Raw genomic sequence first — 21106 nt, 5'->3', positions numbered from 1 at the left:
CGGCAGGTCCTCGTTCGAATTCAAGCGTTGTCGTCGCGCGCAAAGGACAAGGCAAGCCCCATCATGGCCTCCTCGTCGGGGCGCTCGGCGAGCCCCACGCGCACGAAATGGGCATCGACCAGCGGCTCGGCAACAGCCTCGGACATGCAGAGGACACCGAGCCGCAGGCGCGCCGCGCGATCCAGCACGCCATCGGTGAGCCGCACGAACGCCTCGGCGGTGCGGCGCGAATAGAACAAGGCCGCGCCGATATCGCCGCTCTGCAGCGCGACCGCGACCGACTCATCCAGCATTGGCGCCGGGTTCATGCCGTAGACCGGAACTGTGACGACCGTCTTGCCGAAGGGTTCGAGCGAGCGCGCGAGATCGGCCGACCGCTCGCGGCCGGCCGGATAAAAGATCGGGCCATCGATGCGGGCGTGGGCAAGCAGTTCGACCAGGTCGCCGAAGTCACCGCCGGCGCTCGTCACCATCGAGAAACCGAGCACGTCGGCGAGGTCCGCGGTGCGGTCACCCACGGCGTAGACCGGCAGGTGGCGATAGGCGCCGATGGCGGCATCGACGTCGAGCGCGCGCAGGGCATTGGCGCTGGTGACGACGAGGGCGGCGACGCTGGATGGATCGGGGAGCTCGGCCAGCAGCGGCTCGTAGACCAGCATCGGGGCGACGACCGGTGCGATGTCCAGCGCCTCGAGCCGCGCGGCGGTATCGCTCGCGTCGGGTTCAGGCCGGGTCACGAGCATCCTGGTCGCCAAATATCTATCCCCAAGGAACTATGAACTAAACTGTCGCTGGAAATCCGGCCCTGCCGCATCCAACAAGCGATGCCCCAGTTGCGTTCCGAGGCGTGCTGCATCGGCGGCCGCGCCCTCGACCGTGTCGCGATGGAATTCGCGACCATCGGGGCTGAGGATTTCGGCGGTCAACCTGCACGAAACCCCATTCAATTCGGTAAACGCACCGATGGGGGTTCGACACGAACCATCGAGCGTGGTGAGCAGCGCCCGCTCCGCCGCAATGGTGGTGGCGGTAGCCGCGTGGTTGAGCGGTGCGACCAGTTCGCGGGTGCGCGCATCGTCGTCACGCACCTCGATGCCGATGGCGCCCTGGGCCGGGGCGGGCAGGAACTCGCGCGGATTGAGATAGGCGGTGATCTTGTCCGCCATGCCCAGGCGGTTGAGTCCGGCGACCGCGAGCAGCGTCGCGTCGGCGACGCCGGCCTCGAGCTTGCCCAGCCGCGTACCGACATTGCCGCGGAAGCCGACGACCTGCAGGTCCGGCCGGGCCCGCAGCATCTGAGCGGCGCGGCGGATCGAGGACGAGCCGAGCTTTGCGCCCTGCGGCAGCTCGGCGACCGAGCCATATTTCAGCGACACGAAGGCGTCGCGCACATCCTCGCGCTCGATGAAGGCGGCAAGCGTCAGCCCGTCGGGCAACACCGAGGCGAGGTCCTTGCTGGAATGCACGCCGAGGTCGATCTCGCCCGCTTCGAGCGCGCTTTCGATTTCTTTCGAGAACAACCCCTTGCCGCCCGCCTCGCTCAGCGGCCGGTCGGTGATGCGGTCGCCAGAGGTGGTGAAGACGCGGATCTCGACGGCGCTCAGCTCGACGCCGTGCGCTTCGGCCAGCTGTCGCTGCACCAGCTCGGCCTGCGCCAGAGCCAGGACCGAGCCGCGCGTGCCGATGCGCAAGAGGGGCGCCGATTGCATTTCGATGAGCACCTATATAGGCCAAAGGACGGCGTCGGCTTACCCCTCCGGCGCGGCACGGACAAGGCAGACGAAGGACTTTTGGTGTGAAGGTCTTGGGTATCGAAACCAGCTGCGATGAAACGGCCGCCTCGATCGTCGAGCGCGACGCGTCCGGCCACGGCGAGATCCTGTCGAACATCGTGCGCAGCCAACTCGACGAGCACGCGCCCTATGGCGGCGTGGTGCCCGAGCTCGCGGCCCGCGCCCATGTCAGCCATCTCGACCACATCATCGCCCGGGCAGCGGAATCCGCCGGGGTGAAGCTGAGCGAGGTCGATGCGGTGGCGGCGACAGCCGGCCCCGGCCTGATCGGCGGCGTGCTGGTGGGCCTCACCACCGCCAAAGCGATAGCGGCAGCGCTCGGCAAGCCGCTGATCGCGGTGAACCATCTCGAGGCGCATGCGCTGACGGCGCGGCTGACCGACGGCATCGCGTTTCCATACCTGATGCTGCTGGTGTCCGGCGGGCACAGCCAGTTCGTACTGGTGCGCGGCGTCGGCGACTATGAGCGCTGGGGCACCACCATCGACGACGCGCTGGGCGAGGCCTTCGACAAGGTGGCAAAACTCCTCGGCCTGCCCAATCCCGGTGGTCCACATGTCGAGCAGATGGCGTTGAAGGGCGACGGCAAGCGCTTTGCGTTCCCAAAACCGTTGCTCAAGGAAGACCGGCTCGATTTCTCCTTCTCGGGGCTGAAGACCGCCGTGCGGCTGGCAGCCGAACAGCAGGCGCCGCTGACCGACCAGGACGTCGCCGACATCTGTGCCAGCTTCCAGGCGACTGTGGCGGCGATTGTCGCGGCGCGGGCGAAGTCGGCGCTGCAGAAGTATGCGGCGGAGCTGCCGGGGCAGACGCCGCGCCTCGTCGTCGCCGGTGGCGTGGCGGCCAACAAGGCGATCGGTGCGGCTTTGCGCGGGGCGGCCGAGGCGGCAGGGGCCGAGCTGGTCATCCCGCCCATCCCGCTCTGCACCGACAATGGCGCCATGGTCGCCTGGGCCGGGGCCGAGCGGCTGGGCCTCGGCGCGACCGACAGGCTCGACATCGCCGCCAGGGCGCGCTGGCCGCTCGACAGCGCCGATATGGGGCTGGCGCATGGCGGGTGAACGCGTCGCGGTGATCGGCGCCGGCGCCTGGGGCACGGCGCTCACCCAGGCCGCCGCCATTGCCGGGTGCCGCGTCACCATCGTCGGGCGCGACGCCGGGGTGATCGACGAGATCAACAGCTGGCACAGCAACGGCGTCCACCTGCCGGGCGTGACGCTGCGGCCGGAGATCGGGGCCGCGACCGCCCTGCCCACGCTCGACATCGCCATCCTCGCCGTACCGGCGCAGGCCAGCCGCGACGCACTTCGGACACATGCCGCCGGCCTCGCCGGCAAGCCGGTGGTGCTGACGGCCAAGGGGCTGGAGCATGGAAGCCTCAAGCGCCAATCAGAAATCCTGAGCGAGATCGTCCCCGACGCCATCCCTTACGTCCTCTCCGGTCCGAGCTTTGCCGGCGACGTCGCGGCTGGCCGGCCGACGGCGGTGACGATGGCCGGCGACGATGCCGAACGCACCTCCGAGATCGCCGCCGCGCTCGCCGGCCCGACCTTCCGGCCCTATGCCAGCGACGACCGCATCGGGGTCGAACTCGCCGGGGCGCTGAAGAACGTCTATGCGCTGGCCTGTGGCGCCGTCGAAGGCGCCGGGCTCGGCGCTTCGGCCCGCTCGGCGCTGATCGCCCGCGCCTTTGCCGAACTGAGCCGCATCGTCGCCGGCATGGGCGGCAGCGCCGGCACGCTGACCGGCCTTGCCGGGCTGGGCGACCTGACGCTGAGTTGCACGTCCACCCAATCGCGCAACTACCGCTATGGCGTGGCGCTGGGCAGCGGTGCGCATCCGGGCACCGAGCTGGCCGAGGGCGTGCTCACCGCGCCGGTGGCGAAACAGCTCGCCGACCAACTGCTGATCGACGCTCCGCTGATCGATGCGGTAAACCTGCTGCTCTCCGGCCAGGCCGGAATTTCGGATATCGTTGCGGGCCTCATGTCGCGGCCGCTCAAGAGGGAAGACACCTGATGCCGTTCTATTCCATCGTCGCCAAGGACAAGCCCAATGGCCTCGACCACCGCCTCGCGGTGCGCCCCGAGCACCTGAAGCACCTCGACAGCCTCGGCGACAAGCTGATCCTCGCCGGCCCGTTCCAGACCGAGGAGGCCAAGGCCACCGGCAGCTTCATGGTCATCGAGGCGGCGGACCTGAAGACCGCGACCGAGCTGTTCGAGGCCGATCCGTTCATCAAGCACGGCGTGTTCGAAAGCTACGAGATTTCCCGCTGGGGCCTGACGATCAACAACGCCGCTGGGAGGTAGGGATGGCCTACTGGCTGATGAAATCCGAGCCGGACGTGAACTCGTGGGACGACGTCGTCGCCCGCGGCACGCCCGAGGAGTGGCACAGCGTGCGCAACTACACGGCACGCAACAACATGAAGGCCATGCAGCTGGGCGAAGAGGCCTTCTTCTACCACTCCAATATCGGCAAGGAGATCGTCGGCATCATGAAGGTGGTGGCGCTCGCCCACCCCGATTCCACGGCCGAGCCCAACGACAAGGGCAAGATCGTCTGGGAATGCGTCGACATGCTGCCGGTGAAGCCGTTTCCGAAGCCGGTGACGCTGGCAACGATCAAGGCGACGCCCGAGCTCGCCAACATGGAGCTGGTGAAGCTGTCGCGGCTATCCGTGTCGCGGGTTACCGAGGATGAGTGGAAGCTGATCTGCAAGATGGGCGGGCTTTAGGCTTAGTGCTTGCGGTCGCCCCCTCCACCATGCTTCGCATGGTCCCCCTCCCCCGCTGCGCAGGGGAGGATCACGGCGAGAGGGCATCGTCGTCCGCCTGTTCGGCTGAGCTCCGGCCTAGGCGAATGGATTGAGGATACGCAGCCGGCCCGCGATCAGCTGACCGTGCTGCATGTCTTCTGAATAGAGCAGCGTACAGCCCGACTCGAGTGCGGCGGCGATGATGGTCGCATCGTAGATGTGGAAGTTGTGGCGCTCAGCCGCGATGAGTGCTTCCTGATGGGTCTCGAGCGTCAACGGATGTACCTCGAGCAGGTCGTTGATCAGCGCAAGGGCGTCGCTGATCTCGTGCCACTCCATATGCATCTTCATGCGCGCAACATTCACGAACTCGTTGAGAACCTGAACGCTGATATGACCGCCGGCCTCGACGATCTCGGCGGCGCGGGCTGAACGGGACGATGGCTGAAGGGCGAAATAGACGAGTATATTCGTGTCGAGGAAACTAGCGCCGGGCATTCGCTTCTTCGCGGTCGAACTTGTAGTCGTCCGGCAGCCTGCCCTGCATTATTTCCCTTAGTCGCTCGACGCGCTTGCGCCGCGACTCCTGGAGCAGCAACTCGACACCATCGAGCTCGCTGGCACGTAGCTCGATATCATCCCCCTCCTTGATGCCGAGCTTGGCTGCGACCTCTGCGGGAATGCGAACCGCCAGGCTATTGCCCCACTTCGAGACCTTCATTGCGACCTCCATGATATACATTGCATCCATGTATATCATGCGTCGGTGCGCAGATCAAAAGTCTGCCGTCAGCCCCTTGATTTCCCAGTCGCCGTAGCGGGCCGGATCGAGCCCGCCGCGGCCGCCTTTCTCGCCTTTGCCGGCGGCGGCCTTGGCGTCGATCGCCGCCCGCCGCGCCTCGGCCTCCGCCAGCGCGCGCTTGGCCGCTTCGCTCAGCGGCTTGGCCGGGGTCTCGGGGATCGGGGCTTCGTCGGTCATCATATCACCGTTCGGTAACGTCTCTTGCGGGGAACCCGTCCCGGTCCCATCTTATTTGAACGACGAACCCACGAGGTACAAGACTTACCCCGATGCTCAATTTCCTGCGCACCACCATCTTGCTCGCGGCGCTCACCGCCCTGTTCATGGGCGTGGGATACCTGATCGGCGGTACCGGCGGCATGTGGATCGCCTTCATCGTCGCCGCCCTCACCAACATTTTCGGCTACTGGAACTCCGACAAGCTCGTGCTGCGCATGCAGAATGCGCACGAGGTCGATCCGCGCACCCAGCCCGACCTCTACCGCACGGTCGAGGCGCTGAGTGAGCGCGCCGGTATTCCGACGCCGAAGCTTTACGTCATCGATACCGACCAGCCCAACGCCTTCGCCACCGGTCGCAACCCGCAGAATGCCGCGGTCGCCGTGTCGGCGGGGTTGCTGCGCTATCTCGAGCCGCGCGAAGTCGCCGCCGTGATCGCGCACGAGCTGGCCCATATCAAGAACCACGACACGCTGACCATGACGATCACCGCGACCTTCGCCGGTGCCATCTCCATGCTGGCGCAGTTCGGCCTGTTCTTCGGCGGCGGCAATTCCCGCGACAACCCGCTCGGCCCGATCGGCGTGCTGATTGCCGTGATCGTTGCCCCCATCGCGGCGGTGCTGGTGCAGATGGCCGTGAGCCGTACGCGCGAATACGAAGCCGACAAGGATGGCGCGAGCTATCTCGGCGACCCGATGGCGCTCGCTTCGGCGCTGGGCAAGATCAGCCAGGTGGCACGCCAGACGGTCAATGTCGCGGCCGAGCGCAACCCCGCCCAGGCGCACATGTACATCATCAACCCCTTGAGCGGGCAGCGCATGGACAACCTGTTCTCGACCCACCCCAATGTCGAGAACCGCATCGCCCAGCTGCAGCGGCTGGCCGGCGAAATGCAGGTCGACCAGACCGGCCGCCGTCCCGCGCCGCGCTTCGGCGAGCCCAGCCGCGCCCCCAGCGAGAATGGCGGCGGCTGGCGCGTCCCCTCGACAGGGATCAGCGAAGATGGCAATAGCCCTCGCGGTCCCTGGGGCTGACGCGATAAGGTCGCGCCACCGGGTCATCCGTGGGCAATGTTGGCGCACGGACCATCCGCAAGACTGAGGCTGCGCTTGAAAAAGCAGAAGAACCCGCCGGGGCTGGCGCTCCGGCTCCTCGCCGCCGACCGGCTGCAATCGGTGCTCAGGGGGGCGAACTTCGCCCCCTTTTCGCTTGCCGAGATTGCTGACGGCCGCGATCGCGCGCTCGCCAACCGGCTGCTGACCACGGCCCTGCGCCGCCACGGCCAGCTCGACCTGATGATTGCGCGCTATCTTGAGCGCGGCGTGCCCAAGAAGTCCGGCCCGTTCGAAGCCATCCTCAGGATCAGCCTCACCCATCTCGTCTTCCTGCCCGAGCTCGGCGACCATTCCGCCATATTCCTCGCGGTCGAGGCGGCCAAGCGCGACAGCAAGAGCCAGCACCTGGCGAAACTGATGAACGCCGTGCTGCGCCGCGCCCAGGCCGAGGCCCATTCGCTGCGCCATCTGCCGCACGAGGCGCTGTTCCCCGCCGCGCTCGGTCCGCTCTGGCGCGATACCTATGGCGAAGCCGGGCTCGAGGATTTTGCCACCGCACTGGTCGAAGGCGCGCCGCTCGACCTGACGCTGCGTGACGACGACCCCGAGTTGGTCGAGGCGCTCGGCGCCGATCCCGTGCTCGCCGACACCGTCCGCCTCACCGAGCGCGACCGGCCGGTCGAAGCCCTGCCCGGCTATGCCGAAGGCCGCTGGTGGGTGCAGGACGCCGCTGCCGCCATTCCGGCGCGGCTGCTGAAGCTCGCGCCCGCGGCCCGCGTGCTCGACCTTTGTGCCGCGCCCGGCGGCAAGACCGCCCAGCTGCTCAAGGCCGGCTACGCCGTCACCGCGCTCGACAACGATGCCGAGCGCATGGCGCGCGTCGGCACCAATCTCGAGCGGCTCGGCTACAAAGCCGAGCTGGTCACGGCCGATGCGCTCGAGTGGGAGCCGTCCGAGAAATTTGACGGCGTCCTGCTCGATGCACCCTGCTCGGCCACCGGTACATTCCGCCGCCATCCCGAGGTGATCTGGCATCGCGATGCTCGGGACATCTCGGGGCGCGCCACCCTTCAGCGCCGGTTCATCGAACGCGCCCTAGCCTGGCTGAAACCGGGCGGAACCCTGGTTTATTGCGTCTGTTCGCTCGAGCCGCAGGAGGGCGAGGCACAGGCGGAATGGCTGCTCGCACAGGACGGCGTGGAACCGGTTCCCGTTGACCGCGACGAGCTCCCCGGTCTAGAGCCTGCACTCACCCCCGCGGGCTTCGTGCGCACCCATCCCGGACTTTCCGTTCCTGGGGATAAGGGCGGCACACTCGACGGGTTCTTCGTTGCGCGCGTGCGGCGGCGCTAACTAGTTTGTCGGACCCTTGGCGGGGCGGTGGAGCCGCCGAACTGGGTCAACGCATGTGAGGACGTGAAGACTTGGCACATTCGCTGCGCTTCCTCGCACGCCGCTCGCTATTGTCGGCAGCCGACCATGTCGTCACCAATCCACTGGTGCGCTGGACCTGGACCGGACCGACCGATGAGAATCTCGCCGCCGCCCTCGCCGAGTTCCGCCCCACCGACCGCGAAACCGTGCTCGAGATGATGCAGGGCCGCTACCTGCTCGCCAGCAAGCTGGTCGACACCCACGGCGTCTCGCCCTTCTCGCTCGAGGTCGATCACGACGATTGGCAGGACGACCTGCAGGCCTTCGCCTGGCTGCGCCATTTTCGCGATGCCCGCACCGAGGAGGAGCGGCGCTTCGCCCGCACCCTCGCACTCGACTGGATCGGTCGTGAGGGCCAGTTCAGCCGCGACACCTGGAGCCCGTCACTGACGGCGCGCCGCGTGCTCAACTGGCTCAGGCACTACACCATCCTGCTCGAGGGTGCCTCGCCCGAGCAGGCCCAGCAGATCAACCGCTCGCTCTCGACCCAGATCTCGTCGCTGAAGCTGCGCGCCATGCTCACCACCGATCCGGTCGATGCGCTGCTCGTCGCCATCGCGCTGGTCGGGGTGACGCTGTGCGCCGATCGGCCCAATGCCGAGGTCGAGGCCCGCATCCGCCGCGTACTGCAACTGCTCGACGAGCAGATCGACGAGGATGGGCTGCATCGCACCCGCTCGGCCAAGGTGCAGGTGTTGCTGCTGGTCGAGCTGACCACCATCCGCCAGGCGCTGCGCCGCGACTACGAGGACTTTTCGCGCCAGCTCGAGGAGCTGACCGAGAGCATGCACCGCGCTCTCGATGCGGTGTCGCTCGGCACCGGCGAGCCCGCCTATTTCAACGGCACCGGCCAGATGCCGCACGACCTGATCGTCGCCATCCAGGCCCAGAGCGTCGCCCGTGCCCGCCAGACCGGCGTCGCCGGCGGCTATGGCCGGTTGATTGCCGGTCGCTCGATTGTCGTCGCCGATTCCGGCCTCGTGCCCGACCCGGCCTATGCCCGCCACGCCCATGCCAGCGCGCTGGCCTTCGAGTTCAGCCACGGCCGCGACCTGATCGTGTGCAATTGCGGCCCGGCCCCGACCGACTATGCCGATGCCATGCTGTTCCGGCAGGGCATCGCCCATTCGGCCCCGACCATCAACGCGCTCTCGGCCGCCGCCATCCCGGCCTCCGGGCCGCTGGCCGGCCGGCTGACCCAGCTCGGCCTGCCGGGCACGATCGAGGCGCGCACGTCCGACGACACGCTGATCATCACCACCAACGGCTATGCCGAGCGCTTCGGCGTGACGCTGGAGCGCCACCTGACGCTGCTCGCCGAGGGCAAGACCCTGGTCGGGCAGGATCGGTTCAGCCGCCATCGTCCGAAAGTGTCCGGCGCGGTGGCGATCCGCTTCCACCTCGCCCACCAGACCGATGTGCAGGTGACCGACGACCTCGTCCGCCTGCGGCTCGCCTCGGGCGCGATCTGGACCTTCCTGTGGGAAGGCGCCGAGCTGCGCGTCGAGGATAGCGTCCGTCAGTCCGCCTATTTCGGCTTCCACCGCACCAAGCAGCTGGTGCTGGAAGTGCTGGCCTCGGACGCCACCGAGGTCAGCTGGATTTTCACGCTCGAAGAGTACTAGCCAGAGGTTGGCGCCCCACCCCACCCAGTTGCGCTAGGCAGCAAAGCTGCCAAGCTCCACTACCCTCCCCATCAAGGGGAGGGAAATCCGAGGCGGAGGGATGGGGCACCGATCTCCCTCCCCCTTGTGGGGAGGGGGGCCGGCGGAGCCGGTGGGTGGGGGGAAGCCCGCGCACTGCCATCGGTGGGGATGACATGCCCCGTGCGAAGTGCTAGCGAGCGCCCAACTCAACCACATCGCGGAGAATTTCGGGCATGTCCGACGGCAAACTGGTTCCGGTGAAGCGCGCGCTGCTGTCTGTGTTCGACAAGAGCGGCATGGCCGAGTTCGCCAAGGAGCTGGCTGCGCTGGGCGTCGACCTGGTCTCGACCGGCGGCACGAGCAAGCTGATCGCCTCGACCGGCGCCGCCGTGCGCGACATCTCCGATCTCACCGGCTTTCCCGAAATGATGGACGGCCGGGTGAAGACGCTGCACCCGAAAGTGCATGGCGGCCTGCTCGCGGTGCGCGACAACCCGGGCCACAAGGCCGCGATGGACGAGCACGAGATCGGCGCCATCGATCTCGTGGTAGTCAACCTCTACCCGTTCGAGGACACCATCGCCAAGGGCGCCTCCTACGACGAGACCATCGAGAATATCGATATCGGCGGCCCGGCCATGATCCGCTCGGCGGCCAAGAACCACGCCTATACCACCGTCGTGGTCGACCCCGCCGACTACGATGCCGTGCTCGAGCATATCACCCAGAGCGGCGGCGTGCCCTATGAGCTGCGCCAGAAGCTGGCGGCCAAGGCCTATGCCCGCACCGCCGCCTACGACTCGGTGATCTCGGGCTGGTTCGCCAGGACCCTCGACTATGCCGAGATGCCGTACCGCTCCTTCGCCGGCCGGCTGAAGGAAGTGATGCGCTATGGCGAGAACCCGCATCAATGGGCCGCCTTCTACACCACCGGCGAGCAGCGCCCCGGCGTCGCCACCGCCCGGCAGGTGCAGGGCAAGGCGCTGAGCTACAACAACCTCAACGACACCGACGCCGCCTTCGAGCTGGTCTCCGAGTTCGATCCGGCGGTGCCCGCCGTCGCCATCATCAAGCACGCCAACCCGTGCGGCTTCGCCATCGGCAAGACGCTGATCGAAGCCTACCAGCTGGCCCACCGCACCGACCCGGTTTCGGCCTTCGGCGGCATCGTGGCGCTGAACCAGACCATCGATGGCCCGACCGCCACCGAGATCGTAAAGGTGTTCACCGAGGTGATCGTCGCCCCCGACGCGACCGATGAGGCGGTCCAGATCATCGCCGCCAAGAAGAACCTGCGCCTGCTGCTGACCGGCGCGCTCGCCGACCCCAAGGCGGACGGCCTGACGGTACGCTCGCTCGCCGGCGGCCTCCTGGTGCAGGGCCGCGACAACCGCAATGTCGACGACACCGAGTTCAAGGTGGTGACGAAAAAGCAGCCCACCGAGGCCGAGCTCACCGACCTCAAGATCGCCATGAAAGTGGCCAAGCACGTCAAGTCGAACGCCATCATCTATGTGAAGGATGGCGCCACCGTCGGCATCGGCGCCGGGCAGATGAGCCGGCTCGATTCAAGCCGCGTCGCTCACCGCAAGGCCATCGACGCCGCCGAAGCCGCCGGCATCGAAGGCGCGCTGACCGCTGGTTCGGTGGTGGCGTCCGACGCCTTCTTCCCCTTCCCTGACGGCATGCTCGCCGCGGTGGAAGCCGGCGCCACGGCCGTCATCCAGCCCGGCGGCTCGATGAACGACCAGGCCGTGATCGACGCGGCCGACGAAGCCGGCATCGCCATGGTGATGACCGGGATGCGCCACTTCCGGCATTAGCTGGAGGGGCGGTACACCTTCAGGCCAAGCGTTTCCATCCTGTCGAAATCTCGGTCCCGATGGAGAAGGTGGTGGCCATGCTCGATGCAGTACGTGCCGATTATTAGGTCGACGGTGTTGCGAATGGTTACCCCGACGGAGCGCAGCTGGCGGTAATTTCGCGCGGCCTTTGCTGCAATGTTCGGATCGAGCATCGGCACGATGTCGAAGCGATTGAGATAATCCTGGGTCCTGCGTGCGATCCGCTCTGAGCGCACGCCTCGAAGAACTTCGAGTAACACAACATCGCTCAGCAGAATCTGGGTACGGTCAGTTAGGGCGAAAAGCGCTTCCACTTGCGGATTTTGCGCATCGGCTAAAACTCCGATCCATACTGAACTATCAACGACGATCATCACTCATCATCGGCGTAGTAGACCGTACCGTCCTCGCCGAACTGCCTATCCTGCATCGGAGGTGCATCCCATCCAATACCGCGAAGACCTTCCAGAGCCTGCAGAAGCTCCTCATTGCGGACGGTACGCCGCATGGCCTCCTCAATAGCGCCCTTCTTCGTGCTCTTCCCGGTGACCTCCATTGTCCGCCTTACCAACTCGTCATCAATGTCGATATTGGTCCGCATCACCGCCTCAATGTGTATAACTTGATCAGATTATACACATCGTTCCGACGATCCTCAACTTCCCTGCACCAGGTCTCCCAGTAGCCCCGCGGCCACACTCAGCCGTGACACGGTCATTTCGCCTTCGGTGAGGTCGCGGACCGCCGCCGCCACCCGCGCGATGGCTTCGGCGTGCTGGCCTTGCCAGTCGGCGACGCGGTGGGCGACGTCGCCCTTGCGCTCGCCGAGTGCATCGACCGTGAGGTCGCGCTGGGCCCGCGTCAGGTTGGCGAGAGCCCGGTCGAGGGCCATGCGGTCGAACTTGTCCGAGAGGACAATGGCCGAGCCGCCATCGAGCACGCGGCCGAGCCCGAACGTGTCGAGCACGGCGAAGAAAGCCGCCGCCGCGTCGCGTACCGGCACCACGGCTTTTTCGGCGACGAGGATGATGTCGGTGGCGAGCGTCAGCACCGGCAGCTCGGCGAAGCGCCGCGCCAGCTCACGTTCCACACCGGCCGCTTCGAGCCGCCCAGTGCGTTCGGCAATGCCGGCTTCCACCCAGGGCGCGCCGATGCCGGCGAGCGCCGTGCACAGGTCCGCGACGCCCTTGCTGTAGCGCTCGACCAGCGGCCCAAGCCCGCGATCGAAGCGGCCATTGCGCAGGAACCACAGGGTTTCGCGCTTCAAGAGCGCCTGCACCTCGGCATATAGGCTGAGCTGCGTCTTGCCGGGCAGTTTGCCGTCGAGCGCATCGAGCTCGGAATTGAGCGCCGTGGTGCCGTAGACGTCGCGCGCCACCGCATAGGCGCCGGCCACCTGCCCGGCGCCGGCCGATGAGGCGGCGGTCATTTCGTTGACGAAGCCCGGCCCGCCGCGATTGATCATGGCGTTGGCGAGCACCGTGGCGATCACTTCGCGCCGCAGCCGGTGGTTGGTGACGGTCGCCTCGAACGTCTCGGTCAACCGCGCCGGGAAATACCGGTAGAGTTCCTTGCCCAGATACGGATCGTCCGGCACGCCGGTGGTCAGCAGCGCCGCATTGGCGTCGTTCTTGGCATAGGCGAGCAGCACGGCAAGCTCGGGCCGGGTCAGCCCGCGTCCCGCCTGGCTGCGATGGCGCAGGCCGCTGTCGTCGGGCAGGAATTCCACCGCCCGGCTCAGTTCGCCCTTGTCCTCCAGTGCCTCGATGAGCGCCACATGCTCGGCAAAGGCCGAGGGCCCGCGCATCTCTTCCACCGACAGCGCCAGCGTCTGCAGGTAGTTGTTGCGCAAGCACAGCTCGGCGACCTCATCGGTCATCGAGGCGAGGAACTCGTTGCGCACCTGCGTGGTTAGCTGGCCGGTGCGGGTCAGCGCCCCGAGCGCGATCTTGATGTTCACCTCGAGATCGGACGAATTCACGCCGGCCGAATTGTCGATGGCGTCGGTGTTGATGCGCCCGCCCTTCAGCGCGTACTCGACGCGCCCGAGTTGGGTGGCGCCGAGATTGGCGCCCTCGCCTACCACCAGCGCGCGGATATCGGCGCCGTTGATGCGCACCGCATCATTGGCCTTGTCGCCGGCCTGCGCATCGGTTTCGCCGGTGCTCTTCACGTAGGTGCCGATACCGCCGAACCAGAGCAGGTCGACTTCGGCCTTGAGGATGGCGCGCATCACGTCGGCCGGAGTCACCGGCTCCGAGCCCAGCCCGAGCAGTTTCCGCGCTTCGGCAAATAGCGGCACGGTCTTGAGGCTGCGCGGATAGATGCCGCCGCCCTTCGACAGCAGATCGGCATTGTAGTCCTGCCAGCTCGAGCGCGGCAGCTCGAACAGCCGGCGCCGTTCGGCGAGGCTCGCCGCCGCATCCGGGTCGGGATCGATGAAGATGTCGCGGTGATCGAACGCTGCGACCAGCCGTAGCTCGGACGACAGCAGCATGCCGTTGCCGAACACATCACCAGACATATCCCCGACGCCGACGACAGTGAACGGCGTGGTCTGGATATCGCGGTCGAGCTCGCGGAAGTGGCGTTTGACCGCCTCCCACCCGCCGCGGGCAGTGATGCCCATCTTCTTGTGGTCGTAGCCGGCCGAGCCGCCCGAGGCGAAGGCATCGCCGAGCCAGAAGTCGCGGTCGACCGCGATGGCGTTGGCCGTGTCGGAAAAGCTCGCGGTGCCCTTGTCGGCGGCGACCACGAGATACGGGTCATCGCCATCGCGCCGCAGCACGTCGGGCGGCGGCACGATCGTGTCGGCTTCGATATTGTCGGTGACGTCGAGCAGAGTGGAGACGAAGATCTTGTAGCAGCTCGTGCCCTCGCGCATCACGGTCTCGCGGTCGGCGCCGGCCGGGGTCTGCTTGGGCACGAACGCGCCCTTGGCGCCCACCGGCACGATGATGGCGTTCTTGACCTGCTGCGCTTTGACCAGCCCCAGCACTTCGGTGCGGAAATCCTCAGGCCGGTCCGACCAGCGCAACCCGCCGCGCGCGATCGGCCCGAAGCGCAGGTGCAGGCCCTCGACCCGTGGCGAGTAGACGAAGATTTCGCGATAGGGTTTTGGTTCCGGCAGCCCGTCGATCCTCGAACAATCGAACTTCAGCGCCAGCGCCGGCCGGCGCGAGCCGGCGGAATCGCGCTGGTAGGCATTGGTGCGCACCACGGCCTGCGCGAGGTTGAGATAGCGGCGCAGGATGCGGTCCTCGTCGAGCGAACTGGTCGCCTCGATCGCCGCGGCGATGGTGGCCAGCGCTTCTTCTACCGTCGCCTCGCGGGTGCTGGCGAAATGCGGGTTATTCTCGGCGTGGAACAGTTTCGTCAGCGCCGCCGCCACATCGGCATGCCGGGCGATGACGCCGTTAAGATACTCGCGCGAGTAGGGGATGCCGACCTGCTTGAGGTAGCGCGTCAACGCCCGCAGGATTTCGACATCCTCCCAGCCGAGCCCGGCGGTGAGGGAGAGCCGGTTGAGCCCGTCGCTCTCCGCCTCGCCACGCCATACCGCGAGGATGGCGCGCTCGATCTCGCTGCCGCGCGCCCGGTCATCGAGATCCACCGGCACGTCCGCCTCGAGCAGCATGTCGTGGAGATACGCCTCGGCGCCCTGGCTGGGGGTGACCGTGAACGTGTCCTCGTCGATGACGCGGAAGCCGAAATTTTCCAGCATCGGCACGCGGTCGGAAAGCGCGATCGGCGAGCCGCGGTGGTAAACCTTGAGCCCCATGCTGGCCGGCCGGTCGACCCGCGCCCCGAGCCGTAGGGCGATCGCCCGCTCGTCGGGCAGCATCCGGATGATGCCGATATCTTCGATCGCCGCCCGTGCGGTGTGTACCGCCTGGTAGTCGCCCGGGAACGCCTCGAGATAATCGGCAATGCCTGCCGGATCGACCGCCGCCGCGACCATCCGGTCGCCGAAGGTGCGGATGCGCTCGATGACCCCGTCCTCGAGTTCCTGCGGGCTGGGAGTCGGCGCCACCCCGCCATTGCGGCCGATGATGAAGTGCACCCGGACGAGATCGCCTTCGGGAAAGCTCGGATAGAAGGCCGAGACGCGGCCCTGGTAGATGCCTGCGAGGAACTCGCCGATGCGCGCCCGCGCGTCGGAATCGTAGCGGTCGCGCGGCACGTAGACGAAGATCGAGACGAAATTGCCGAACCGATCGATACGGCTCAGCACTCGCACGCGCGGCCGGTCGACGAGGCCGGCCATGATGGTGGCGAACTCGAACAGCAGGTCGGTGTCGATCTGGAACAGCTCGTCGCGCGGAAAGCTGTCGAGCGCCGCCATCAGCGCCTTGCCGGCGTGACCCTTGGGGTCGTGCCCGGCGCGCTTGACCACCTCGATGATCTTGCGCCGGATCAGCGGCACCTCGGTGTTCGGCGTGTTGAGCGACATCGAGGTGAACAGCCCGAGGATCCGCAGCTCGCCCGCGATATTGCCCTCGGCGTCGTAGAGCTTGACCCCCACGTAATCCATGTAGGCCCGGCGATGCACCCGTGAGCGCGTGTTGGCCTTGGTGACCATCAGCGGTGCCGGTTCGGCAAGGAAGGCGCGGTGCTGCTCGGTCATTTCGACAAAGCTGGCGCCAGCGCGCAGGAACATCACGTTGGGGTCTTCCAGCACGCCGCGGCCGCTGTCGCGCAGCGGCACCAGGCTGTCGCCCTCGAGCCGGTACTCGCGCATGCCGAGGAACGTGAAGTTGTGGTCGGCCAGCCAGCCGAGGAAGTGGATGGCTTCGGCGACATCGGCCGGCGGCGCCTTGGGGGCGTGCGCGTGCCAGTCGGCCATCGCCTGCTTGACCCGCTCCAGCATCGGCCGCCAGCCGGCGACGGCGCGACCGACATCGGTCAGCGTGTCGTCGATCTCGCCATGCATCAGCTCGCGCTGCACGATATCGGCCAGCGGGTCGATCTCGATATGGAGGAAGCTTTCGAGCCGGCTGCCGGGCAGCGGCGCATCGAGCACGCGGTAGGTCGCCGGGTCGAACTGCAGGATCGGATGTGCGATCAGCCGCACCACCCCGCCGCGCGCCCGGATCGCCGCCAGCACGCTGTCGACGATGAACGGCATGTCGGCCGAGAACACCTCGACGATGTCGGGGCCGCCGGCGCGTTCGGAGGGGACGATATAGATATTGTGCGAGGCGAGTTCGCGCTTGCCCAGCCGCCCATAGGCGGCCCGGAAGGTCGCCTCGAAATCGGCGGCCGCACGGGTCGCCAGATCCTCGGGGTCGGTAGCTTCGATCGTTGCGCGCAGGAAGCGTGCAAACCCCGGCTCCGTCGCCTGATGCTCAAGCGCCCGCGCCAGGAGCTCCGCGCGCCGATCCACTCCAGCCATCTCGTTCATGTGCTGACCCTCCCCCACCCATGGTCTATGGCGAGAGTGCGTCCGGCATATGTCAATGTCGAGTACCGGCGCGCCGACTGGACGCTTGCGACCTCGGTCGGCTTGACCGGCATACCGTACGAGGCTTAGAACGCCGCGTTTCTCTCCTTTAACCCGAGTTGGACCTCACCAAGAAAATGGCCGGCAGGACACTGTACGATAAGATCTGGGACGATCACCTTGTTTCGAACAACGAGGACGGGACCAGCCTTATTTACATTGATCGCCACCTGGTCCACGAGGTGACGAGCCCGCAGGCCTTCGAGGGCCTGCGCATGAACGGCCGCAAGGTCCGCGCCCCCGAGCGCACCCTGGCCGTGGTGGACCACAATGTTCCCACCACCGACCGCTCGCTGCCCAACCCGGACCCGGAAAGCGCCATCCAGATCGAAACGCTGGCCGAGAACACCCGCGATTTCGGCATCGAGTATTACGACCCCTTCGACAAGCGCCAGGGCATCGTCCACATCGTCGGCCCCGAGCAGGGTTTTACGCTCCCCGGCATGACCATCGTGTGTGGTGACTCGCACACCTCGACGCACGGCGCGTTCGGCGCGCTGGCGCATGGCATCGGCACCTCGGAAGTCGAGCACGTGCTCGCCACCCAGACGCTGATCCAGCAGAAGGCCAAGAACATGCTGGTGCGTGTCGATGGCCAGCTGCCCGAGGGCGTCACCGCCAAGGACATCATCCTCGCCATCATCGGCGAGATCGGCACTGCCGGCGGCACCGGCCACGTCATCGAATTCGCGGGCGAAGCCATTCGCTCGCTGTCGATGGAAGGCCGCATGACCATCTGCAACATGACCATCGAGGGCGGAGCCCGCGCCGGCCTGATCGCGCCCGACGAAAAGACCTTCGCCTACGTCAAGGATCGCCCGCGTGCCCCCAAGGGCGCGGCCTACGACCATGCCGTCGAATACTGGAAGACGCTCTATTCCGACGAGGACGCCGTCTACGACAAGGTCGTCGTGCTCGACGCGGCCAAGCTGCCGCCGATCGTCTCCTGGGGCTCCTCGCCCGAGGACGTGATCTCGGTCAACGGCGTCGTGCCGAACCCCGACGACATCCAGGACGCCAACAAGCGCGCCTCCAAGTGGCGGGCGCTCGAGTATATGGGCCTCACTCCGGGGACGCCGATCACCGATATCCCGGTCGAGCGCGTTTTCATCGGTTCGTGCACCAACGGCCGCATCGAAGACCTGCGCGCCGCCGCCGCCGTGGTGTCCGGCAAGAAGGTCGCGGCCGGCGTCAACGCCATGGTCGTGCCGGGCTCCGGCCTTGTGAAGGAGCAGGCCGAGGCCGAAGGGCTCGACGTGATCTTCAAGGATGCGGGCTTTGAGTGGCGCGAGCCGGGCTGCTCGATGTGCCTTGCCATGAACCCCGACAAGCTGAAGCCGCAGGAGCGCTGCGCTTCGACCTCGAACCGCAATTTCGAGGGCCGCCAGGGCTTCAAGGGCCGCACCCACCTCGTCTCGCCGGCCATGGCCGCGGCGGCGGCGGTGGCGGGGCACTTCGTCGACATCCGCGAGTGGCAGTGACGCCTTGTGAGTGGGGCGAAGGCCCCCTCACCCAACCCTCTCCCCCAAAGGGAGAGGGCTTTCCGTGCCAGGGCCGCACACTCCACCTCTCCCTCGGGGGAGAGGTCGGCGCGCAGCGCCGGGTGAGGGGGCCTTTTCAATGACCAATCCCTGGACCGACCGCGCCGCCCCCAGCCTCGACGACTTCGAACAGATCGCGGCGGCGGCCTTTGCCGCCCTGCCGCAGGAATTCCGCGACCTCGCCGGCAACGTGCCCTGCATGGTCGCCGAATTTCCCGATGAAGAGACGATGCGCGAGATGGAGCTCGAGACGGAGTTCGATATCCTCGGGCTCTTCCGCGGCGTCGGCCTGCCACAGGGCGGCGCCAGCCCGTTCACCGGCCAGCTGCCCAACCAGGTCTGGCTCTACCGCCGCCCCATCCTCGACTACTGGGCTGAGAGCGACAGCAGCGAGACGCTGGGCGAGATCATTACCCACGTGCTGGTGCACGAGATCGGCCACCATTTCGGGTTCTCCGACGACGACATGGAAGCCATTGAGGCGGCGGCGGAGCGGGAGTAGCTCGCTCGAGGAGTGCGGATGGAACGCGTGATACTCGCCCTGTTCGTCGTCGGCAGCACGATGTGGATGTACTCGCTCTTCGGCACGCCCATCTACCGCGCCATCAAGACCGGCAGCATTCTGGGTAGGATGGGGTCATCGAAAGAGCTGCCAAGCCGTTCCAGTTCTATCGCCTGATCGCCCTTTATGGGTTCACGCTGACGTTGATGACAATCTGCAGCCCGCTCTCCATTGCCGCCCTGATCGAGCAGGCCTCGGCATAATGAGGACGGCGAAAGGGGCGCCGTTTGCGCCCCGCCCCATCAGTCCCGCTGGTTCCCATCCCGCGGCACGAACTCGTAGTAATCGTCCAGCACGCCCGGCCGCTCGTCCTCGACCAGCAGCCCGTAGTTCAGCCGGTCGAATTCGGCAAACCACTCGTCCCAGTCGACAAGATCGAGCCCACCCAGCCGGTCGCCATACTGGTTCTCGCCGGCGTTCAGCGCCATCTGGTCGAACACGATGCGCAGCACCGGCGGACCGCCAATGCCGGTGGCCCGGTCCTCGATCGCCGGATTGCCCGATCGGGCCGCCGCCCACTGGCGGATTTCGTCGTGCTTGACGAGGACTTGGGTCATTTCTACGCCTTTCTGGTCTTCTGTTCTGGAGGGAGTCTAGCGGGAATCCGCCGCTCCCATAAGTGGGCCCGCGCGAAGGTGTTCCGCCGGATTGTCAACGCACATTAACCTCTTCTTGGCGGCGGCCCGCATAACCTCGCAACCGGACCCTGGGACGCAGATCTTGACATGAACGGCGCGAGTTACGTTCTCGCAATCAACCTGTTCATTGCCGCGGCATTCTCGCTCGCGTTCTTCGTCGTGGCCGTTTCCAACCGCGCCGATCGCGTCGCCCCCATGTTCGCGCTCGCCTACCTGTTCGGCATCTTCTACATCATCTCCGAGTTCGTCCTGCCCCTGCAGGATTTCCCGCAATTTGCCTACACCCTTGGTTTCGCGGCGTTTCTGGCCACCATGGTGATGGTCACGCTGGGTATTGCCCGCCGCTACGACCGGCACGTCCCCGCCGGGCTGGTCTGGGTATTCTGCCTTGTCTCAGTGGTGGGGAACTGGTTCGGCTACCAGTTCGAGCACGATTCCGTGGCCCGCAACCTCGTCTACCAGGCGCCCTACGCGCTGCTGCAGCTCTATACCGGCTGGCTGGTCTTCGCCTCGCGCCGCCGCCACCCCGTCGATATCGGGCTGATCGCGCTGTTCTGGCTGAGCGCCGCACAGTTCCTGTCCAAGCCTTTCGCCGCGATCCTCCTGGGCGGCTCGGGTGACAGCGCCCGCACCTACATCGCCACCTCATACGCCCTCTACTCGCAATCGCTGGGCGCCATGCTGGCCATCTCCACCGGCCTGCTGATGCTGTCGCTGCTGGTGCGCGACATGCTGGTCGACATCACCATGCGGTCGGTGACCGATCCGCTGTCCGGCCTCTACAACCGCCGCGGCTTCGAGGAGCGGGCCGAGCCCTGCCTGGCGCGCGCCCACATGCCGGCCGCGCTGATCCTCGCCGATCTCGATGCGTTCAAAGCGGTCAACGACGAGTTTGGCCATGACACCGGCGACCAGGTGATCGTCGCCTTTGCCCGCCTGCTGCGCGACGCCGTGCCGCCCGATGCCATCGTCGGCCGGCTGGGAGGCGAGGAGTTCGGGATATTCCTGCCCGAAACCAATGCCGCCGCGGCGCGCCTGCTGGCCGAAAGCCTGCGGTTGAGCTTTTCGGCGCAAGCCATCCCCGAAGTGCCGCTCTATCGCCGCTGCACGGCAAGCTTCGGCATCGCCGAACGGATCGCCAATGAGAACCTGTCGGAGCTGCGGCGACGGGCCGACGCCGCCCTCTACGCCGCCAAGCGCGACGGGCGCGATCGCGTGGCGCTCGCGTCCAGCCCGGGCACCGACGTCATGCCGCTGCATCCGCTCGCCGGCACCTCGCTCAGCAAATCCGCCTGAGGCACGGGT

The 21106-nt window shown here is 66.8% G+C and carries 21 protein-coding genes; 12 read left to right on the top strand and 9 right to left on the bottom strand.

Features of this window, described 5'->3' with window-relative positions; translation table 11 throughout:
• Nucleotides 1-20: 20 nt before the first annotated feature.
• Both AC3A6I_RS19315 and hemC read right to left on the bottom strand, forming a co-directional pair.
• A complete protein-coding gene (locus AC3A6I_RS19315) occupies nucleotides 21-755 on the bottom strand; it encodes a uroporphyrinogen-III synthase (RefSeq protein ID WP_487545497.1) in 735 nt (244 codons plus the stop codon).
• An 18-nt stretch (nucleotides 756-773) separates the two neighbouring features.
• Entirely contained in the window at nucleotides 774-1709 is a 936-nt protein-coding gene (gene hemC / locus AC3A6I_RS19310; RefSeq protein ID WP_487545496.1) for a hydroxymethylbilane synthase, read from the bottom strand.
• An 86-nt stretch (nucleotides 1710-1795) separates the two neighbouring features.
• Here hemC and tsaD point away from each other — a divergent pair, with 86 nt between their 5' ends.
• The 4 genes from tsaD to AC3A6I_RS19290 are packed head-to-tail and all read left to right on the top strand — an operon-like array spanning nucleotide 1796 to nucleotide 4533.
• A complete protein-coding gene (gene tsaD, locus AC3A6I_RS19305; RefSeq protein ID WP_487545495.1) occupies nucleotides 1796-2854 on the top strand; it encodes a tRNA (adenosine(37)-N6)-threonylcarbamoyltransferase complex transferase subunit TsaD in 1059 nt (352 codons plus the stop codon).
• Nucleotides 2844-3812 (top strand): NAD(P)H-dependent glycerol-3-phosphate dehydrogenase, encoded by a 969-nt coding sequence (locus tag AC3A6I_RS19300; protein ID WP_487545494.1) that lies wholly within the window; start codon nucleotides 2844-2846, stop codon nucleotides 3810-3812. Before tsaD ends, AC3A6I_RS19300 begins: the two co-directional genes overlap by 11 nt.
• Complete coding sequence (locus AC3A6I_RS19295) at nucleotides 3812-4105, top strand: YciI family protein (protein WP_487545493.1); 294 nt, start codon at nucleotides 3812-3814, stop codon at nucleotides 4103-4105. Before AC3A6I_RS19300 ends, AC3A6I_RS19295 begins: the two co-directional genes overlap by 1 nt.
• Nucleotides 4106-4107: 2 nt before the next feature.
• A complete protein-coding gene (locus AC3A6I_RS19290; RefSeq protein ID WP_487545492.1) occupies nucleotides 4108-4533 on the top strand; it encodes an EVE domain-containing protein in 426 nt (141 codons plus the stop codon).
• 117 nt (nucleotides 4534-4650) lie between these two features.
• Here the strand turns inward: AC3A6I_RS19290 and AC3A6I_RS19285 are convergent, their stop codons facing one another.
• The 3 genes from AC3A6I_RS19285 to AC3A6I_RS19275 are packed head-to-tail and all read right to left on the bottom strand — an operon-like array spanning nucleotide 4651 to nucleotide 5533.
• Nucleotides 4651-5052 carry a PIN domain-containing protein gene (locus AC3A6I_RS19285; protein WP_487545491.1) on the bottom strand — a complete coding sequence of 134 codons (402 nt, stop codon included), beginning with the start codon at nucleotides 5050-5052 and terminating at the stop codon, nucleotides 4651-4653.
• Nucleotides 5039-5275, bottom strand: coding sequence for an AbrB/MazE/SpoVT family DNA-binding domain-containing protein (locus AC3A6I_RS19280; RefSeq protein WP_487545490.1), 237 nt, complete (start codon nucleotides 5273-5275; stop codon nucleotides 5039-5041). Before AC3A6I_RS19280 ends, AC3A6I_RS19285 begins: the two co-directional genes overlap by 14 nt.
• Nucleotides 5276-5329: 54 nt before the next feature.
• Nucleotides 5330-5533, bottom strand: coding sequence for a DUF1674 domain-containing protein (locus tag AC3A6I_RS19275; RefSeq protein ID WP_487545489.1), 204 nt, complete (start codon nucleotides 5531-5533; stop codon nucleotides 5330-5332).
• 92 nt (nucleotides 5534-5625) lie between these two features.
• Between AC3A6I_RS19275 and htpX the strand changes: the two genes are divergently transcribed.
• The 4 genes from htpX (at nucleotide 5626) to purH (ending at nucleotide 11536) form a co-directional block, all read left to right on the top strand.
• Nucleotides 5626-6612 carry a zinc metalloprotease HtpX gene (gene htpX, locus AC3A6I_RS19270; RefSeq protein WP_487545488.1) on the top strand — a complete coding sequence of 329 codons (987 nt, stop codon included), beginning with the start codon at nucleotides 5626-5628 and terminating at the stop codon, nucleotides 6610-6612.
• Between the two features lie 75 nt (nucleotides 6613-6687).
• A complete protein-coding gene (locus AC3A6I_RS19265; RefSeq protein ID WP_487545487.1) occupies nucleotides 6688-7986 on the top strand; it encodes an RsmB/NOP family class I SAM-dependent RNA methyltransferase in 1299 nt (432 codons plus the stop codon).
• A 71-nt stretch (nucleotides 7987-8057) separates the two neighbouring features.
• Nucleotides 8058-9692: a heparinase II/III family protein gene (locus AC3A6I_RS19260; protein ID WP_487545486.1), complete on the top strand. Its 1635-nt coding sequence runs from the start codon at nucleotides 8058-8060 to the stop codon at nucleotides 9690-9692.
• 254 nt (nucleotides 9693-9946) lie between these two features.
• Nucleotides 9947-11536 (top strand): bifunctional phosphoribosylaminoimidazolecarboxamide formyltransferase/IMP cyclohydrolase, encoded by a 1590-nt coding sequence (gene purH, locus AC3A6I_RS19255; protein WP_487545485.1) that lies wholly within the window; start codon nucleotides 9947-9949, stop codon nucleotides 11534-11536.
• Here purH and vapC read toward each other — a convergent pair.
• From vapC to AC3A6I_RS19240, 3 genes are read right to left on the bottom strand one after another with little or no spacing between them, the layout of a single operon-like run.
• Nucleotides 11533-11931, bottom strand: coding sequence for a type II toxin-antitoxin system VapC family toxin (gene vapC, locus AC3A6I_RS19250; protein ID WP_487545484.1), 399 nt, complete (start codon nucleotides 11929-11931; stop codon nucleotides 11533-11535). The two genes, purH and vapC, sit on opposite strands and share 4 nt — an antisense overlap.
• On the bottom strand, nucleotides 11931-12158 hold the full coding sequence (locus tag AC3A6I_RS19245) for a type II toxin-antitoxin system VapB family antitoxin (RefSeq protein ID WP_487545483.1): 228 nt from the start codon (nucleotides 12156-12158) through the stop codon (nucleotides 11931-11933). The genes vapC and AC3A6I_RS19245 overlap by 1 nt, the downstream gene beginning before the upstream one ends.
• Nucleotides 12159-12212: 54 nt before the next feature.
• Nucleotides 12213-16961 (bottom strand): NAD-glutamate dehydrogenase, encoded by a 4749-nt coding sequence (locus AC3A6I_RS19240; RefSeq protein ID WP_487545482.1) that lies wholly within the window; start codon nucleotides 16959-16961, stop codon nucleotides 12213-12215.
• Nucleotides 16962-17137: 176 nt separating this feature from the next.
• Between AC3A6I_RS19240 and leuC the strand changes: the two genes are divergently transcribed.
• The 3 genes from leuC to AC3A6I_RS19225 all read left to right on the top strand — a co-directional run bounded on the left by leuC (nucleotide 17138) and on the right by AC3A6I_RS19225 (nucleotide 19280).
• Nucleotides 17138-18541 (top strand): 3-isopropylmalate dehydratase large subunit, encoded by a 1404-nt coding sequence (gene leuC / locus AC3A6I_RS19235; RefSeq protein ID WP_487545481.1) that lies wholly within the window; start codon nucleotides 17138-17140, stop codon nucleotides 18539-18541.
• A gap of 139 nt (nucleotides 18542-18680) precedes the next feature.
• The gene (locus AC3A6I_RS19230) at nucleotides 18681-19103 is read left to right on the top strand and encodes a metallopeptidase family protein (RefSeq protein ID WP_487545480.1); all 423 of its coding nucleotides are present in this window, start codon (nucleotides 18681-18683) and stop codon (nucleotides 19101-19103) included.
• 18 nt (nucleotides 19104-19121) lie between these two features.
• Nucleotides 19122-19280, top strand: a complete 159-nt coding sequence (locus tag AC3A6I_RS19225; protein ID WP_487545479.1) for a hypothetical protein — start codon at nucleotides 19122-19124, stop codon at nucleotides 19278-19280.
• Between the two features lie 125 nt (nucleotides 19281-19405).
• Here AC3A6I_RS19225 and AC3A6I_RS19220 read toward each other — a convergent pair whose 3' ends face one another.
• Nucleotides 19406-19720: a hypothetical protein gene (locus tag AC3A6I_RS19220; RefSeq protein WP_487545478.1), complete on the bottom strand. Its 315-nt coding sequence runs from the start codon at nucleotides 19718-19720 to the stop codon at nucleotides 19406-19408.
• Nucleotides 19721-19888: 168 nt separating this feature from the next.
• Between AC3A6I_RS19220 and AC3A6I_RS19215 the strand changes: the two genes are divergently transcribed.
• Complete coding sequence (locus AC3A6I_RS19215; protein ID WP_487545477.1) at nucleotides 19889-21097, top strand: GGDEF domain-containing protein; 1209 nt, start codon at nucleotides 19889-19891, stop codon at nucleotides 21095-21097.
• Nucleotides 21098-21106: the final 9 nt, after the last annotated feature.

The sequence above is a fragment of the Devosia sp. Soil_C_22 genome, from assembly GCF_057657195.1.
The sequence above is the reverse complement of the archived record's forward strand: the minus strand, read 5'-3'. Positions and strand labels throughout refer to the sequence as shown.